General features: G+C 32.6%; 12 protein-coding genes. 2 read left to right on the top strand and 10 right to left on the bottom strand.

The window, feature by feature from the left end; translation table 11 throughout:
* Window position 1: 1 nt before the first annotated feature.
* The 7 genes from RIN63_RS12895 to hypB all read right to left on the bottom strand — a co-directional run bounded on the left by RIN63_RS12895 (window position 2) and on the right by hypB (window position 10,402).
* Entirely contained in the window at window positions 2-943 is a 942-nt protein-coding gene (locus tag RIN63_RS12895) for an ABC transporter permease (protein WP_310445183.1), read from the bottom strand.
* A 77-nt stretch (window positions 944-1,020) separates the two neighbouring features.
* Entirely contained in the window at window positions 1,021-2,634 is a 1,614-nt protein-coding gene (locus tag RIN63_RS12890; protein WP_310445146.1) for an ABC transporter substrate-binding protein, read from the bottom strand.
* 228 nt (window positions 2,635-2,862) lie between these two features.
* Window positions 2,863-6,078, bottom strand: a complete 3,216-nt coding sequence (locus RIN63_RS12885) for an SNF2 helicase associated domain-containing protein (RefSeq protein ID WP_310445145.1) — start codon at window positions 6,076-6,078, stop codon at window positions 2,863-2,865.
* Between the two features lie 128 nt (window positions 6,079-6,206).
* The gene (locus tag RIN63_RS12880) at window positions 6,207-6,440 is read right to left on the bottom strand and encodes a DUF1653 domain-containing protein (RefSeq protein WP_310445144.1); all 234 of its coding nucleotides are present in this window, start codon (window positions 6,438-6,440) and stop codon (window positions 6,207-6,209) included.
* Between the two features lie 210 nt (window positions 6,441-6,650).
* Window positions 6,651-6,992, bottom strand: a complete 342-nt coding sequence (locus RIN63_RS12875; RefSeq protein ID WP_310445143.1) for a hydrogenase maturation nickel metallochaperone HypA — start codon at window positions 6,990-6,992, stop codon at window positions 6,651-6,653.
* Between the two features lie 20 nt (window positions 6,993-7,012).
* Window positions 7,013-9,700, bottom strand: coding sequence for an FAD-dependent oxidoreductase (locus RIN63_RS12870; protein ID WP_310445142.1), 2,688 nt, complete (start codon window positions 9,698-9,700; stop codon window positions 7,013-7,015).
* 33 nt (window positions 9,701-9,733) lie between these two features.
* Entirely contained in the window at window positions 9,734-10,402 is a 669-nt protein-coding gene (hypB, locus tag RIN63_RS12865) for a hydrogenase nickel incorporation protein HypB (protein ID WP_310445141.1), read from the bottom strand.
* A gap of 353 nt (window positions 10,403-10,755) precedes the next feature.
* Between hypB and RIN63_RS12860 the strand changes: the two genes are divergently transcribed.
* Entirely contained in the window at window positions 10,756-11,667 is a 912-nt protein-coding gene (locus RIN63_RS12860; protein ID WP_310445140.1) for a DUF5692 family protein, read from the top strand.
* 166 nt (window positions 11,668-11,833) lie between these two features.
* Here the strand turns inward: RIN63_RS12860 and RIN63_RS12855 are convergent, their stop codons facing one another.
* Both RIN63_RS12855 and RIN63_RS12850 read right to left on the bottom strand, forming a co-directional pair.
* Window positions 11,834-13,084, bottom strand: coding sequence for an FAD-dependent oxidoreductase (locus tag RIN63_RS12855; protein ID WP_310445139.1), 1,251 nt, complete (start codon window positions 13,082-13,084; stop codon window positions 11,834-11,836).
* Complete coding sequence (locus tag RIN63_RS12850; RefSeq protein WP_310445138.1) at window positions 13,077-14,159, bottom strand: helix-turn-helix domain-containing protein; 1,083 nt, start codon at window positions 14,157-14,159, stop codon at window positions 13,077-13,079. The genes RIN63_RS12855 and RIN63_RS12850 overlap by 8 nt, the downstream gene beginning before the upstream one ends.
* A 224-nt stretch (window positions 14,160-14,383) precedes the next feature.
* Between RIN63_RS12850 and RIN63_RS12845 the strand changes: the two genes are divergently transcribed.
* A complete protein-coding gene (locus RIN63_RS12845; protein ID WP_310445137.1) occupies window positions 14,384-16,195 on the top strand; it encodes a WG repeat-containing protein in 1,812 nt (603 codons plus the stop codon).
* Window positions 16,196-16,379: 184 nt separating this feature from the next.
* On the opposite strand, the gene RIN63_RS12840 is transcribed toward RIN63_RS12845, so the two are convergent.
* On the bottom strand, window positions 16,380-17,576 hold the full coding sequence (locus RIN63_RS12840; protein WP_310445136.1) for a diguanylate cyclase domain-containing protein: 1,197 nt from the start codon (window positions 17,574-17,576) through the stop codon (window positions 16,380-16,382).
* Window positions 17,577-17,580: the final 4 nt, after the last annotated feature.

Raw genomic sequence — 17,580 nt, 5'->3', positions numbered from 1 at the left:
TTTATTTCAACTCCTTAATCCTTGGATCTGCAATGCCATATAATACATCTGATAATAGATTTCCTATAATCAATATAAAAGATGAGAACATTGTAATGGCCATAATTAATGGATAATCGTAGTTAAATATTGATTTGATTCCCAATTGTCCCATACCTGGCCAGCCAAAGATAGATTCTGTGATAAAGGCTCCAGACACTAGATTAGGCAAAGACATACCCAATAATGTAATTACTGGTAGAATTGCGTTTTTAAGCACATATTTATACAATACTTCTCCCTTACTAGCTCCTGAAGCATATTCTACAATTACATAATCCTCTCTTAACTGTGATATAGTACTTGAACGAATATACCTAGCAATAGTAGCTATATTCTGGAGACTTAAGACAATTGTAGGCATTATGCCATGTTTTATTAAGTCCCAAGTAGTATCTACCCCTATACTCCTCATTCCAATACTTGGTAATAGCTGTAATCTTAGAGACAATACATAGACCAACATCATAGCAAACCAAAAGCTTGGTATGGATATGCCTAAATAAGAAGTTAAAGTAGCTATATTGTCAAATGCTTTATTTTGATTTGCAGCGGAAACAAGACCTATTATTATTCCTAGGATCATAGAAATAATTAAAGAAGCTCCCATAAGTCCTAATGTTGCGGGAAGCCTCTCAATTATTTGCATCGCCACTGGTCTATGATTTACTAATGAATAACCTAAATCACCTTGTAATGCAGACTTTAACCATCTTATATATTGTATATGAATGGGACTATTGAGCCCCATGTTTTCTCTTATTGTCTCTATCTCTGTTGGCCCCATCTCAGGGGTAATATACGCCTGCACTGGATCTCCCGGTGCTAATTTTATAAGAAGAAATGAAACTATAGATATGGCAACAAGCATTGGTATGGCCTGAAGCATTCTTTTTATAATCATTCTTGCCACAAAAATTCCTCCTAATATAACCACAAAAGTAAACTGCTATGAGTTTACTTTTGTGGTTTTTAATTAAATTATTTCATCATATATAGTTTAGATAAATCTCTAAACATAAAGATTGGAGCTGGAGTTGCTTCTTCTATGCCGCCAAATTGGCTGCTTATTGCAACGATTGAATTTGGATAAGCGATTGGATACACTACCATATCATCCATTAACTCTTTTTGAATACCTTCATATATTTCAGATCTCTTTGCTTCATCTGTTTCAACTACTCCTGCTTCCCATTTTGCATCTAGCTCTGTGTTTGAATAACCCATGAAGTTATTCATATTTCCTGTAAGGAATAGTGGTTTATATCCATTTGGTTCTACTCCCATTACATATCCGTTGAATGCTAAATCAAAATCAGTGCTTGAAGCATCAAGTAATTTGTCATAGAAAGCTCCTCTTTCCATTGGTATAAGCTCTATTTCTACGCCAATTTCATCCAATTGTTGTTGCATGATTAATCCAAAAGCTTCATTCTCTTTACTTGAATTAATATATGCTAATCTCAATTTTAGATTTGAAACTCCTGCTTTTTCAAGAAGCTCTTTTGCTTTTTCTACATTATGCTCATATTTTTCCACATCATTAGTATGGAATTGTGTACTTGGTACGAAAACTGAATGTGCTTCTTCTGCATATTCTGCTGATTTATAAACTCCTGTTACTAACTCAGCCTTATTTATTCCATAAGCTATAGCTTTTCTCACATCTTCATTTTGTAAATCTTTGTTAGATAATTTAAATACCATATTGTTTAACATACCTTCTTTGTATGTCACTATATTGATACTTTCTTCTGTATTAAATTTATCAAGATCTGCAGTAGTTATATATCTAGCAGATAGCTCTCCGTTTAATAATGCTGTATTAGCTGCATTTGGATCAGATATTACTCTAAATACTACTGATTCAAGATTTGCTTTTCCATCAAAGTAATCATCAAATCTAACTAACTCTACTCTTTCCCCACTCTTCATTTCCTTAAATTTAAATGGTCCAGTTCCCATTGGTTCTAAGTTTTTTGCACTTTTTTGTAAATCTGCTTCGCTTTCAAATATATGTTGAGCTATTGGACGAAGTCCACCTAAACTACCCATAAATGGTACTGATATTTCTGGTAATACAAACTCTACAGTTAAATCATCTATTTTCTTTGCTTCTACAGGCTTACCATTAATTACAAATGAACCTCTTGAATTAGCATTTTGCTTTTCATCAGTTATTGAATTTAGTGTAAAGATTATATCATCTGCATTTAAATCTTCTCCATCATGCCATTTAAGACCTGATTTTAATTTTAAAGTATAAGTTAAAAAATCCTCTGAAGGAGTAATACTTTCTGCTAAATAGAAATGTGTTCCTTCTCCATCTATTACATATAATGGTGAAAATATTGCATTGTTGATAGTCATTGTGACTCTATCCCCTGCATATAATGGATTCATTACATTAGGATCACTAGCAATTGGTAGCACAAGTATTCCACCATCTACCTTTTCTAAAGCTGCTGGTTCTTCTACTACATCCTTTGGTGTATCACCTGGTGTTGGATTTTCTTTTACTGTTTTGTCGCCACAAGCTGTAGATACTATCATAACTAGGGCAAGCACTAATAATAACCATTTTTTGTTTCTCATTTTTTTCCTCCTATATTTTTATCATTTACTGTTGTTATGTTAACCTATTATATTTTAATACCTTTGTCCATTATAATCAAATTGATTATATTTATACTATACTAGTTTTTATAAACAATGTTAATGACCTGAATTTTCATTATTTACACTTAATTAGAAAAACTTCCATTAAGTATAAAAATACTAAGGAAGCTTTCTTCAAATTCATTGCTTAAACAATGTATCTACCTACATATCAAATAATGACATTATTTCCCCTTCAGATAATTTTGATATCAAAGTTTCTCCCTCTGTAATTACTTTATCTATCATTTCCTTCTTCTTTTCCTGTAATTGGAATATCTTTTCCTCTATTGTTCCCTTAGTTATCAATTTTATTACTTGAACTGTATTTTCCTGTCCAATTCTATGGGCTCTATCTGTAGCTTGTTCTTCCACTGCTGGATTCCACCATGGATCAAAGTGAATTACCATATCTGCGGAGGTAAGATTTAATCCTGTCCCCCCTGCCTTTAAGGAAATCAAAAATACATCTCCAACACCCCTGTTGAAATTCCTAACTAACTCCCCTCGTTCCACTATGGGAGTACTTCCATCTAGATATAAGCAGTGAACTTTCTTAGATTCTAAAAGCTCTCTTATTCTTCCTAGCATTGTTGTAAATTGGGAAAAAACAAGTATCCTATGGCCTCCTTCTATGGCTTCAGAAACTATTTCTTCTAGGGAATCTAATTTTCCACTTCCACCCTTGTAATCCTCTACAAATACACCAGGATGACAACATAATTGTCTTAGCCTAGTTAGCCCTGCAAGGATCATCATTTGGGATTTATTATATCCTTTAGTACTTATTTCATCATCTAATTCACCTTTTATAGCCTGCAAATATGCTAGATATAGCTTCTTTTGTTCTGTTGTCATCTCAACAACTATCTTCTGTTCAATTTTATCTGGTAGTTCTTTTAACACTTCTTTCTTAAGTCTTCTTAATATAAATGGTTTAATGTGGTTATTCAAATCTTTCAATTTTGAATTATCATGATCCTTAGCAATAGGTTTTTCAAATTTCTCACTGAATTTTCCATGGGATAGTAAATATCCAGGCATTAGGAAATCAAATATCGACCAAAGCTCCGACAATGAATTTTCCATAGGTGTACCTGTTAATGCAAAATACTTCTTAGCATTTATATTCTTCACAGACTTTGCATTAAGAGAACCATGATTTTTAATATGCTGAGCCTCATCTAATATACAATGTCTAAAAACAAAGGATCTATATTCTTCAACATCCTTCCTAACCAATGGATAAGAAGTAATGATCAAATCATAGTCTTTTACATCCTGTATGAGAATATTTCTTTCCTCTTTACTCCCTACTACAACTAAAGTTTTAAGGGAGGGGGCAAATTTCTTTACCTCATCTTCCCAATTATATACAAGAGATGTGGGCACTACTACTATACTTGGTTCTTGACCCTTTTCCTTCTTCTCTGATAATAAAAAAGCTATCATTTGAATTGTCTTTCCTAATCCCATTTCATCAGCTAAGATTCCACCAAATCCATAATTTGATAATGTCTTCAACCATTTGAATCCAAACTTTTGATAATCCCTCAAATTTGCTGTTAGTTCTGTAGGTATCTCATATTCTATATCATCTGGTTCGTTTATATCCCTTACTAGCTTTTTAAAATCAACATTCCTCTTGATAAAATCAATTCCCCTATCCTTGATGAACTTATCAAGATACATTGTTCTAAACATTGGAATTTGAATATTCCCATTCTCAAGATCTATAGAGTCAATATCTAGATAATCTAACATATCTACTACATCACCAAATTCCTTATTGTCAAGTGACAGGAATGAACCATTTTTAAGCTTATAATATTTCTTTTTCTCCCTTAGAGCTTTAAATACATCCCCCAATTCAGAAATATCTATACCCTCTATATCAAAATTAAACTCAAGCATATCTAAATTACTGCTTAAGCTAAAACCTCCCCCAAAACTTTCAGAGGTTATGAGCCCTATTCTCTTAAAGCTATCTGAGTAATATACCTCACAATATTTTTGTAATTCAGGTATGATATCATTTATAAAATCAAATATTTCTTCCTCTTCTTCTAAGTAAAATCCACCATCTTCTACTTTAAAATCTCCTAATTCTAGAAGACTAAGAATTTTTCTCTCTGTTTCAAGGTCCCTAAGTAGTATTCTCTCTGAATCTTTTATCTTTTGATCCTTAGAAGAGAAGGGATTGATATCGATGTCTCCATAATTAAATAAGACTTTACCTAATATGATTTCATCCTTCCTATCAAAATATATGCTTCCATGCATAGTAGGGCTATATATGGATTCTTCAAGCTTTTTATCTAAATTTAATCTTGAATGTTTCTTAATATTCATCAATACTTCTGATACAAAGGCTTCTTTTAATTCTTTTCGTATCCTTATTGCCTTTAAATCCTTACTAAATATTTCATTATAAATTGGCATTATGCTGTTCATCTGATCTTGACTTAATCTATATACCCTATCTTTATAGAAGAAATATCTTCCATCTAGAGTCAAAGGCCCTAGGGGAACATCTTCGTCTATGTTCATTATAAGGTCGTCTTTATCTTCCTGTATTTTGAAATTCAAATCTAATTTTTGATCTGTGATTGTAACATCCTTAAACTCACGATCTCCGTCAATTATATTAAATTCTCTAGCTACAACTAAATCAAAAAACTTCTCTAATGACTTTGGACTTAAATTGACTTTCTTTCCACTAAATGTACTATTCCATCGACTACCATGGTATCCATAATGGTTTACTTCATAGTTTTCATATAATAATATTAGAAAATCTATTATCTTTTTATCCACTTCATTAAATGTATAGATATCTGGAGAATAGGTAAAATTCTTTCCAAATTCTATGGTATTATTCTCAGCTAAATCTGAAATGAATTTCCCCATACTCTTAACCACATATAATTTATCTTCTCCTATTCTAAACTCTAGAGAAGGTTCATTTAGTGATTTTTCATAGTTTATTTCCAATTTTACTTCTATTAATTCACTATTTTGCTTATATCTATAGTGATGTAGTATGTTTTGTATATCTCCCTCAGATCTTTTACTTCTCAATCTCCCCGTTTGGGCAAACTCTCTTATGGTCATTAACAATGCAACAATATGCTTGCAGTCTCCCATGTAATTTTCATAAGCATGACAATCACAAGAAGTCTCAGTGATATCACCATACCTGTTGAATCTAACCATAGCTTCATATACTTGGCTACCATAAATATTAGCAACAAAATAATCATGCTTTTGAGTAGTCTTTATTTCCCTTACTCTTCCAGACTCATAGTATGTTAGTCCCTTTTTGTAAGTATCTACAATACCTACTCTCTCTAATAAGATTCTATCTGTTATTCTTAACATATTCCACCACCGCACTTAAAAATTTATCCATACCTTCTATTATACTACATTTTAGGAATATGCACTTATATTTTACTAAATATTCGATTTAATGTTTTAAAAATAAAAAGACCAACATTAGTTGATCTTTATACTATAATCTCTTCAAATCTATTAGTCATAATTCCATCTCGCTCTACTTGTTCTAGAAACATATCTAAAGGCCTAACCCAGATACCGAACTCTCCATATAATGCTTGATATACCACCATATCTTCCAATGTTTCTGAATGTTTAGCTATATGGAGAACTAGATATTCATTTCCTTTGAAATGTCTATATTTAGTGTTTGCTTTTATTGCTCTAGTTTGTTGGTTATTCATTAGAATTCCTCCCTTCTAGGTCTATACTTTTGAACTAATTCCTTATTCTATCACTTTTTTCCCTTAATTTAAATAACCATTTTAAAACGACCATTATATACAAAAACTAGGCTCTCGCCTAGTTTTCGTTTGACCTTTATTATGATTAAATACAAGTCTTCATTATCTGCTTCCCTCCGAACTTTAAATCCAACATCATAAAATGATATCCTAACTAGCAACAATTTCTTTAATCATAAACTCTTTGCCACTTAAGATTTCTATATCATCTCCACTACAATATGGACAAAGATATTTGCTTTGGACTATATTAAATACCTTGTGGCAATCTCTACACATTCCATTTGCTGGTAAGATCTCTATTTCAAGCTTTGTATTCTCTAGTATAGTTCCATCAACAGCTGCTGGATAACAGGCTTCAATATATCTTGGTATCATAGAGGATAATTCCCCTATTTGAATCCTTATAGTATCTACATCTGTTAATTCGTTGGTTTTAGCAAAGTTCTCTACAGTTTTCACTATTTTAATGACTACACCTAGCTCATGCAATTAACTCACTCCCAGCTCTTCTACTTATTATAAGCACCAAGGGATTTTTTAACTTTGTGGACAACCATTCTACCCTTACGCTTAATCATACTTTTAACTATTATTGGTTTAAGGTCTAGGAAGGACACATTTCCTTCATCATATTTTTTTACAAGGGATATGGCATCAAATTTACATTTTGTAGTACATGCTCCACATCCTATACACATATATTCATCTGTTGTTGTAGCTCCACAACTTAAGCACCTATCAGTTTCTTTTTTCATTTGTTCTTCTGTGAAGGTATGGCGTAAGTCATTGAAGGAGGTTTTAGCTTTTGTTCCATCCACATGGCTTATTCTTTGTCTTGGACTATTATCATAGCCTTCAAATATTAGGTTTTCCTTGTCTAGTGCATGATATAATTTTCTATCACGCCCAACAACCAAGCTTTGTCCTGGTTGAACAAAACGGTGAATTGAGATTGCAGCTTCCTTTCCTAATGCAATGGCATCTATGGCAAATTTCGGACCTGTCATAGCATCCCCGCCTGCGAATACATCTTGTTCTGCAGTTTGAAGAGTAAAAGAATCAGCCTTGATAGTCCTATTTGGATTAAGCTCAACCTTTGAATCATTTAATAAATTACCCCATTCAATACCTTGACCTATGGATAATAGTATATTGTCTGTTTTTACTGTAATTGTATTATTTTCATCATACTCTGGATTAAATCTCTTATTCTCATCGAATACAGATTTGCATTTTTTAAATTCTATGGCCACTACTCTCCCATTCTCCCTAATTATCTCTTTAGGACCCCATGAACTGTTAATTACAACATCCTCTGACATAGCCTCATCTATTTCTTCATCTGAAGCTGGCATTTCCTCTTTACTTTCTAGACAGAACATCTCCACCTTTGATGCTCCAACTCTTGCAGCTGTTCTAGCCACATCTATAGCTACATTTCCTCCGCCTACAACTACTACATGGCCATCTAATTTTATTTCTTTACCTAAGTTTATATCACGCAAGAAGTCTACTCCTGTAATTACTCCTTCTCCCTCTTCGCCTTCAATACCTAATTTTCTTCCTAATTGAGCTCCTATTGCAAGATAAAATGCCTTATAGCCCTCTTGTCTTAATTCCCTTAGGCTGATATCTTTACCTACTTCAATACCAGTCTTAAACTCTACTCCTAGCTCCTTTAAGATATCTATTTCCGCATTTACTACATTCTTTTCTAATCTATAGGATGGAATTCCAAGAGTAAGCATACCACCTAAGGCCTGTTGTTTTTCAAATACTGTTACATTATATCCTTCAATAGCCAGATAATATGAACAGGTTAAACCAGATGGTCCTGCACCGATGACAGCTATTTTCTTTTGGTGATCATGCTTGATTTTCGGTACATAACGACTTTTTTCATATAAATCCTGTTCTGCTATGAATTTTTTGATATCATCTATGGCTACAGGGTCATCTATATCTCCCCTAGTACATACATCTTCACATTTCCTTGGACATATACGACCACATACTGCTGGAAATGGATTTTCATTTTTTATTAATTCAAGGGCTTCTGTATATCTTCCTTGAGCAGCTAGTTTAATATATCCTTGTACAGAAATATGAGCTGGACATTGTGTTTTACAAGGGCTTGTTCCTGTATCTACTACATTCTCTCTATTTATACGATAATCTGGATTCCATCTATCTGGACCCCATTCTGTATTAGATGGTAAATCTATTCTCTTATTTTCTTTAATTGGTTCTTTACTACATATTTTTTGACCTAGTTTTAATGCATTAACAGGGCATACCTGAACACATTCTCCACAGGCAACACATTTTTCCTCATCAACATGAGATATATAGTTGGATCTAACCATATCATTATTCAAGAACATGCTTGCAGTCCTTAAGGATAGACAGCTACATCCACAGCAATTACATATTGCATGGGTTTCTCCAAAGCCATCTAGATTAGGTATTTGGTGCATTAAACCATTTTTTTCTGCCCTATCTATGATTTCAAAGGCTTCCTCTCTAGTTATTTGTCTACCTCTTCCAGTACGAATATAGTATTCTGCTGCATGGCCCATTTGAATACACATATCCTCTTTTAAATGTCCACACCCTTCACCCATTACCTCTCTAGCTGTACGACATGAACAATCAGATACTGTAAATATATTATTATCATTTAGATATTTTGATACTTCCTCATAGGAAGCCCTTCTTGTTTCACCATCTATGGCAGTTTCTATAGGAATTACCCTCATCAAGCCTTTACCTACTGGAAATAATCCAGCTGTTTTTGGTCCTCTTACTCTACCATAGGCTTCAAAGGATTCTGCTATTTGGGGGTATTTCTTTACATTTTCCTTATTGTTTACCATCATTTCCATAACACCTGGTACCCAAGTATCAAGCCAGTACTTATCTTCGCCATCTATTTCATTTACAAAGCAGGCACCAGCAACTGCTAATTCCCATAGATGTTTTTCCGCATCCTCTAAGGATTTCCCACATAATGGAGCTACTTCCCTTGCACTCTTCGGCTTACGAAACTCTAAGCATAGCCCTACTTCTGCCATTTCATCTGTGACTACTGGCTCAAGTATCCTGTATTCAGGATCTTCATAACTATATGCAGATTTTGAATTAGGTTTTTTTCTACCAATATGATTTGCTAAATCTAATACTTTTGGTTTACCCATAGATCTGTCCCCCTATTAACTATTTTTTCAATACTATTCTTGCCAGTTTTTAACTTCACTACAGATCCACTTTGCCCATTCATCTATTCCTTCTCCAGTCTTTGCAGAGATAGGGATAATCTTTATATTTGGATTAAGTTTTTTTGCTCGATTCTTTACTGCCTCTAGATCAAAATCAAAAAAATCTATAGTGTCTATTTTATTAATTAGTAAAACATCTACAATTGAAAACATTAGTGGATATTTAAGAGGCTTGTCATCCCCCTCTGGTATACTTAGTATCATGGCATTTTTAGATGCACCTGTATCGAATTCTGCAGGACATACAAGATTTCCTACATTTTCTAATATTATAAAATCAAGATTCTCTGTACCTAATCCTTCTAGACCTTGTCTTGTCATATCTGCATCTAGATGACACATTCCACCAGTATGCAATTGAATAACTTTTGTACCTGTTTCAGCTACTGCTTGAGCATCTACATCAGAATCTATATCCGCTTCCATGACTCCCAGTCTTATATCTGATTTCAATGCCTCAATGGTTCTCAATACTGTAGTAGTTTTACCAGATCCAGGCGATGACATAAGATTTAGCAAGAAAGTCCCCTTTCTTTTCAATTCATCCCTAAGAAGAGCTGCTTGATGATTGTTATCCTCGAAAATGCTTTCCTTAATTTCTAATACCTTAAAATCCTTCATTTATTATCCATCCTCTCAAAAATATTTATTTATTATATCTTAATTCACTTATGTATCTTTGTTAGTATTTTGTCACTTTCATTGTATTTAAAATAAATTTTACTGTCAAAAAAACAAGAATATTGATATTGCAAGCTTTATCGTCTTTGTATTTCAAGTATTATTTACAGTATAAATGCTATAACTCTTTGTTTTAAATCATATTGCTTATTACATATGTAAACATCACTTGAATGTAAAAAAGTTATTGAAATAGATAGTATAGATGATAAACTATACTTAGATTATGTCATTTTTTTAACATAATGTTTTAAGTTATTAAACTATATCATTTATTTGAAAGGGGTTTTGGTATGTTCTTTTTTGAAACGCTTCCCTGGTATAACATTATTATGTGGTTTGTTGTTCTTAGCATTCTTATTGGTTTAAATGAGCTTTCACGCATTAGTAAAAAGGTAAGTATTTTAATGTTTATGGTCTTACCAGTTGTCCTTACCATAGTTTGGGTCATCAAAGGTCCTAATGAAATCACTTCTTGGTTTACTTGGGTTAAGGTCTATTCTGCATTAGCAGGTTGTCTTATCTATATGGTAGTCCGATTTACAGATTACCACAAGAAACACAAATGGTACCTAACTCTTATTCCTGCTATCTTAGCAATCAATATCTTGGAAGCCGTAGTTCGGGAATTTCAAGTGGGTATAGCTGGTTTTAATGGAATAGTTGATGGTATGTATTATATTTCTGGAGGCTGGAACTATTTAAATGCAATAGCTGGAATCCTAAATATTTTAGTGATCTGCGGTTGGTTTGGTATCTACTCTACTACTGGTAAGCGTAAAGATATGATCTGGCCCGACCAAAATATACTCTATATCATAGCCTATGGGGTATGGAATATATCCTATGTATATTCCTGTGCACCTGGCAATGCCTTGTATTCAGGACTTGCATTAAACCTTGCACCTACTATCCCTGCCCTATTATGGTCCAAAGGAAATTGGATGCAAAATCGCGCACATACATTATTCTTTTGGATGGCATGGGTCATGACTTTTCCGTATTTCTTTGCTACAGGAAGTACTTTTAATGCAAGAGTAAGCTATAATCCTCAGGCTAACTGGGTCTTAGGGATACTGTCTTTAGCTCTAAATGTAATATTAGTAATTTGGCAGTTCTACAGAATTTCCAAATATAAATTAAATCCTTTAAAGGATGAAATCTGGAATAATAAAAAAGCAAATTCAAAACTTAAGTCTATATAAGAAGAGCTTCTAAAGAAGCGTTAAGGTAACTCTTCTTGAAACTCATTGACGGAAAGTTCAAAAATATATAAAACACAAGAGTAGAATTTTCCTATCCGTTATAAAACAAAAAATCTCCTTAAGCTTCTATGGCTTAAGGAGATTTTCATTAATATTATTAAATTCACTAAAAGAATCTATTTAACAAATCTGTAGAATATCGAATGCAGTTTTCCAAGGAGAGGGTACTCATGATTTCCCCAGCTAAAAACACATTGTCTTTTCCCTGTATTTCTTCCATTTTATTATAAAACCCATTTTCTAAGGAAATAGTATCGACATAGGGACTGTGCTGCCAGTTTTTTGCCTGATAAAGTATAGGATCTTTTACACCTAATTTCAATAAATCATCTTTAATAATGTCTAAAGAAGATACTCCTAAATTATCAGGATTATCATATGAGTAAAGCATTACCATTCCTTTGCACTTATCTTCATCCCATCTAGAGTTCCATATGATAATATGGCCTTGATTAGATACTAAGTTTTCTAGCAAACAGCCACAACCTTTAGGGATTTTATCAGCTATGAATGCATAAACATTGAATGATTGATATTTTATACTGCTTAAATGTTCCTTTATATTCTCATCCCAGAAATTAAGATTTGAAAATTGATCTAAGGGAGCAGTAATGATAACTTTATTATATTCCAATACTTCATATTGAGTTTTTACCAAAAGGCTTTGACTCTGACTTATGGAAATATCCATTACTCTTTGACCTAGTCTAATGTCTTTGATTTCCTGTCTTAAAGCTTCTGCCAAAGAAGAAACCCCTTTCTTCCATGTAACAAACTCTGGTAATTCCATAAAGGACATTAAGCGATTATAGTTTAGAATCCTAAGTACATATAAAGCTGGAACTTCATCAATATTACCTAATCCAAAGATGGTAAAATATTGGGTATAAATAGTCTTTAAAATTCTAAATTCATGTATATCACACCATTTTGAAAAAGATAGCATTAGTGCAGGTTCGATATTTTCAATATTTGATTTTCTAAGGGATTTATACATCTCTAATATATCTGGAAATCGATCCATTTCATCCACAAATTCTGCCAATTGTTCCTTTGCTATAGGCATAATTCTTTGACCTTTATTATTATAATTTATGCGTGATAATTTTGGACCATCTGCTTTAATATTTAATCTTTTCATCAATTCCTTAAGATATGGTTGAGATGGTAAGCCAAAGATTGCTCCAAGCTCATGGGATTTTCCGTTATGCCAGATAGTATATAGTTTGCCACCTAGCCTTTCCTCCTTTTCAAAAACAGTGACATTTTTATATCCTCGTTTTTGTAATCCTTCAGCTATGACAAGCCCTGAAAGTCCTCCACCTATTACTGCCACTTTACAGTCTTCTTTATTCATCTTTACCACCCCTCTTTGAATGGTTTAGAAGTGCTAAAATCCAAAGTGGCAATGTATCTAAATCCACATTATTCTGTGATGCTTGCTGAAGTATTATTTCAACAGGTGTCTTTCCTGCATTATTACCACTTGGTATTACATTAAAAAAATTATACTCTCTTATAAACTTATTAAGCTCCCGTTCAATTTTTTCAAAGGAATTGGTCCCATTATTTGATTCAATTTTATTATAGAATTCTGTAACTAAAAACTCATTAAATATCATCATTTCTTCTAATACATTATTATCTTCGGAGGAAATAAATATATGATTTATATTAAGCTCTTCTATGATCTCCTTATAATTACTAACCTTGACAAAGTAAGGTAAAAATTCCTTTTTTCTATTAGTGACTAAATTCTCAATACTTAAGTTAAATATCTTCAACAAATATACTAATTTGCTCTCAAAATAATTCCATACATCCATATCCTGCTTCTTATTGTACAATTTCACTGCTACCCATTTTGAGGCAGTATCGTAAAAACTATATTGATATATTTTGCCTATTCCACTAAAGGTACCCATAAAATCAATTTGCTGAAGGACTAAGTAGCCCGGATAAGGATCCTGTTTATTGATAAAGCCAAGGATTTCTTTATTATCTCTTTTATTGGTTTTTATATGAAGTTCTTTATTTTTAGAATATAAAATCCTTTGAGATTTTAATGTTAAATCATGACGCTTTAGGACATTATAAATACCAGTCTCTCCAATATCAATACCTTCAGCTCTTAACTCATAGTAAATCCTCTTAGGTCCATCATCAGGATAATTTGCCACATAAGACAATATTTCTTGTTCAATGACTTTACTGACTTTATTGGGCATTTCAGGCTTTCGTGGTTCTTTTATCTCTAGACCAATCATACCACGCTTCTGATAGGTTCTTTGCCAGTTATAAAAGCTTGTCCTAGAAATTCCAAACAATTCACAGGTTCGAGTAATATTATTCTCTTTTAAGCCATGCTTTAATATCATATATTTATTATGAGCATTAAACTCCTTGAACTTCATATTAGTAATCCACTCCATTTTATCCTATTACCACTATTATACTATATTAAGGTAAAATAAAAAGACCAACATTAGTTGATCTTTTTTAGTTTTATTCAGAAACAGAGTAGCCCGTCCCCTTCCAATGCCTTTATATTGCCTATGCGGAAAATTATGGTACAATATGACAGGGGAGGTATTTGCTTAAATTAAACTTGATTATTAAGAAGTTAATTAAACCACAAACTATTAGGAGGTCAAAAATGAAGAGTATTTCTAAAAAGGTTCTTACCTTTATACTATCACTAATGTTAATTTTTACAATGATTCCTAGAGAGGTATACGCTAATGAGTTTTCATATTCTAAGATTATTGATCCTATATATGATTATGCTCGAAATTTCTCAGAAGGATTAGCTGCAGTTATGAAAGATGGAAAATGGGGCTATATTGATAAAACTGGTAAGACAGTCCTAGAGTTTAAATATGATATTGCCTATTCCTTCTCAGAGAATAAAGCTTTAGTTGGTATGATAGGAACCAAAGATGATGGATATGATGAATATTCAGCGATATCTTGGGGGCTTATTGACAAAGAAGGAAAGAGTACCCCACTTCTATACGATGATGGTTCACAATTTAGTACTATTTATTATGAAGAATATTTTTCTTTTGAACAGACTAGTCAATATCTATATAATGGAGCATTAACAATGAGAGCAGTGGGATGGGATGCAACATTTGGCACTGATGGCAAAATGATGTTTGCAAATACACAACTTGGTCAAATACATCAACCTACCGAGGGTGTTGTTGCTGTATATGCCGAAGGAACGGATTTTATAGGATATATAGATCAAAAAACCGGGGAAATATTATTTGAAGATAAGAACTTTGCAGATGTACGTCCTTTTAATCAAGGAATGGCCTTTGTATGCTTTTATGATCAGAACCTAGGTCAGTATCATTGGAAAATCATGGACATTAATGGAAATTTTTTATCAGATACAATATATTCTAATTTTTATGTTAAAAACCTATATTCTGAATACAAGATTTTTAATGATAACACATTAGCTAGTGTACAAGATTCTAATGGCAAATGGGGGGCTATAGATATAAGTGGCAAAACTGTACTTCCATTCATTTATGATAATTTACGGGTATTTGATGAAGGAGTTGCTGCTTTTTCTAGAGATGGTAAATTTGGGTTTATTGATATAAATGGAAACGAAGTAATAGCACCACAATTTGACGATGTCTCTCTTTTCAACAATGGAATAGCTGTAGCTCGCGTTGGAGATAGTGCATTTTGTATAGATAAGTATGGTAAAAAGATCGTTGGAGCGGAAAAACTTCCAGTAGATACTTATTTTGTTGAAAGTGGATTTTACGATGATGGTAGCATCAGATATATAGTATATAGTCCAGGACGATATGTTATATTCGAAGAAAATGGCAAATACGGATTAGGGGAAATAAAATTTACTCCATCTCTACCAACAGCAAATGAAATGGATAGTTGGGCTTTAGAAGAAGTCACCTTAGCAATCAAGAATAATTTAGTTCCTAATAATCTGCAGAATATGTATAGGGCTGATATAACCCGTGTTGATTTCGCTGCATTGGTAGTTAAAGCCATCGAGGAAGTCGCAGAAAAAGATATTAATGAAATTCTCAAAGAAAAAACAGGAAAAACACTATACGAATTAGTAAGCAAATATCCTTTTGAGGATACCACTAATACAAATGTTATTGCTGCACAGGCCCTAGGGATCATCAATGGTAAAAGTGAAGGAAAGTTTGCGCCATATGACACTATTACTCGTCAAGAAGCTGCAGCTTTGTTGATGCGTACTGCTAAGTATTTCGGACAAGAATCTGTATCTGAGGGCAAAGGTTTTAATGACAGTAAAGATATAGCTAATTATGCTAAAGAAGCTGTAGATTATGTAGCAGGTCTAGAAATTATGACTGGTAAGTCTGGTAATGTTTTTGCTCCAACAGACAGCTACAATCGTGAACAGGCTTATATGACAATATACAGATTATTTAATGTATTAGTAAATAAATAGAATTATTTCTTTTGTCTTTTGAATTTTTTGAATTTCTGTTGTATTTTTTATGGCAAATAACTCTAGAAGTATAGGAGACGCAGAAGGAGCTGTCCCTCTGCGTCATTTGTCCTTAATTATGCCTGCTAGATTTTTCGATAATTCTTTAATAATTTAGAGAGCCGTCTATCCCCTTGTATCATCACTATCTTATTACATTTATCTTTAACTCTTCTTTAATTTTTCGTTTTTCTAAATACATTTTTTCATCAGCTTCTTTTATTAGATTGTCTAACTCAGATTTTTGCTTGTTATTATATTCTACAATTCCATGACTAACACTAATTAGATAAGGTCTACCTTCTTCTCGGTTTATTTTATCATAAGCTTGAACAATTCTTGACCATACAGTTTCAGCAGTATTCTCATTTATACCATTAAAAACAACTAAAAATTCATCTCCACCTAATCTTATAATGAAATCATGCTCTCTTATGGAGTTTTTTATTATATCCACAGACGAAACAATTAGCTCATCACCATATTTATGCCCTAGTACATCGTTAACTTGCTTTAAGCCATTGATATCTATAAAACATAAGCTAATAGTAAATTGTCTTCTATCATCATACTGAAACATACGATTTAATTTAGATAATCCAGACCTTCTGTTATATACCCTTGTTAGAGAATCATAAATAAGTTCATTGAAATAACCTTCCATTACGCCAATCTCATTGTTACTTATAGCTTCAATTTTTTTGGCTAAATCAGCATCTGCAAAAGACAATTCCTTTAAATTCTTCATAAGCAAATCAAACGGCTTTCTAATTCCATTATTTATAAAGTTAAAGGATAAAAATGCTGCCACTATTGTAATAATACTTATAAATCCATTTATGGATTTTGAGCGAGTCACTTTTAATCTTGCATTTTCAGAATAAGATGTAACCATTTTATCTATGAAATCAACATAGATACCAACTTCTTCGTTAATTATTCTTAGACTACTTGTATCTTCATCCTTTAGAATTGAAGAATATGCTATTTTATACCTAGTATCCCAAAGTGTTTTTATATGTTCCATTTTTTCTATGGTAGCTTTGTGAGTTAGTTTTGACATTCCAAGGGTGGGGTTTCCATCATATAAGCTAGTCAATAATGAATCAAAATATTGAATGCTTTTTTCTAATTCATCTTTTATTATTTTATCTTTCTCATTGATTATTACATTGGATAGTTGAGCCATTTTATAACTTGTTGCCCGTAATTTTCCAGAGTAGTTTACAAAGCTTGAATCACTCTCCATGGTTCTAAAAATTAACAAGTTCCCCAAGACAATTATAAATGATAGTGCAACTAGCAATCCGTATGTCAGCATTAGTCTATATTTCATTTTCATCTTT

The sequence above is a fragment of the Tissierella sp. genome (assembly GCF_031460495.1).
GTDB lineage: Bacteria > Bacillota > Clostridia > Tissierellales > Tissierellaceae > JAVKTS01.
Note: the sequence above shows the minus strand (reverse complement) of the source record. Positions and strands in the feature narration are given on the sequence as shown.

Excerpts from the sequence above, each read along its gene's own strand:
- RIN63_RS12890 (WP_310445146.1), bottom strand. The coding sequence starts at position 2,634 with ATGAGAAACAAAAAATGGTTATTATTAGTGCTTGCCCTAGTTATGATA.
- RIN63_RS12850 (WP_310445138.1), bottom strand. The coding sequence starts at position 14,159 with ATGGAGTGGATTACTAATATGAAGTTCAAGGAGTTTAATGCTCATAAT.
- RIN63_RS12895 (WP_310445183.1), bottom strand. The coding sequence starts at position 943 with ATGATTATAAAAAGAATGCTTCAGGCCATACCAATGCTTGTTGCCATA.
- RIN63_RS12840 (WP_310445136.1), bottom strand. The coding sequence starts at position 17,576 with ATGAAAATGAAATATAGACTAATGCTGACATACGGATTGCTAGTTGCA.
- RIN63_RS12870 (WP_310445142.1), bottom strand. The coding sequence starts at position 9,700 with ATGGGTAAACCAAAAGTATTAGATTTAGCAAATCATATTGGTAGAAAA.
- RIN63_RS12880 (WP_310445144.1), bottom strand. The coding sequence starts at position 6,440 with ATGAATAACCAACAAACTAGAGCAATAAAAGCAAACACTAAATATAGA.
- RIN63_RS12855 (WP_310445139.1), bottom strand. The coding sequence starts at position 13,084 with ATGAATAAAGAAGACTGTAAAGTGGCAGTAATAGGTGGAGGACTTTCA.
- RIN63_RS12845 (WP_310445137.1), top strand. The coding sequence starts at position 14,384 with ATGAAGAGTATTTCTAAAAAGGTTCTTACCTTTATACTATCACTAATG.
- hypB (WP_310445141.1), bottom strand. The coding sequence starts at position 10,402 with ATGAAGGATTTTAAGGTATTAGAAATTAAGGAAAGCATTTTCGAGGAT.
- RIN63_RS12860 (WP_310445140.1), top strand. The coding sequence starts at position 10,756 with ATGTTCTTTTTTGAAACGCTTCCCTGGTATAACATTATTATGTGGTTT.
- RIN63_RS12885 (WP_310445145.1), bottom strand. The coding sequence starts at position 6,078 with ATGTTAAGAATAACAGATAGAATCTTATTAGAGAGAGTAGGTATTGTA.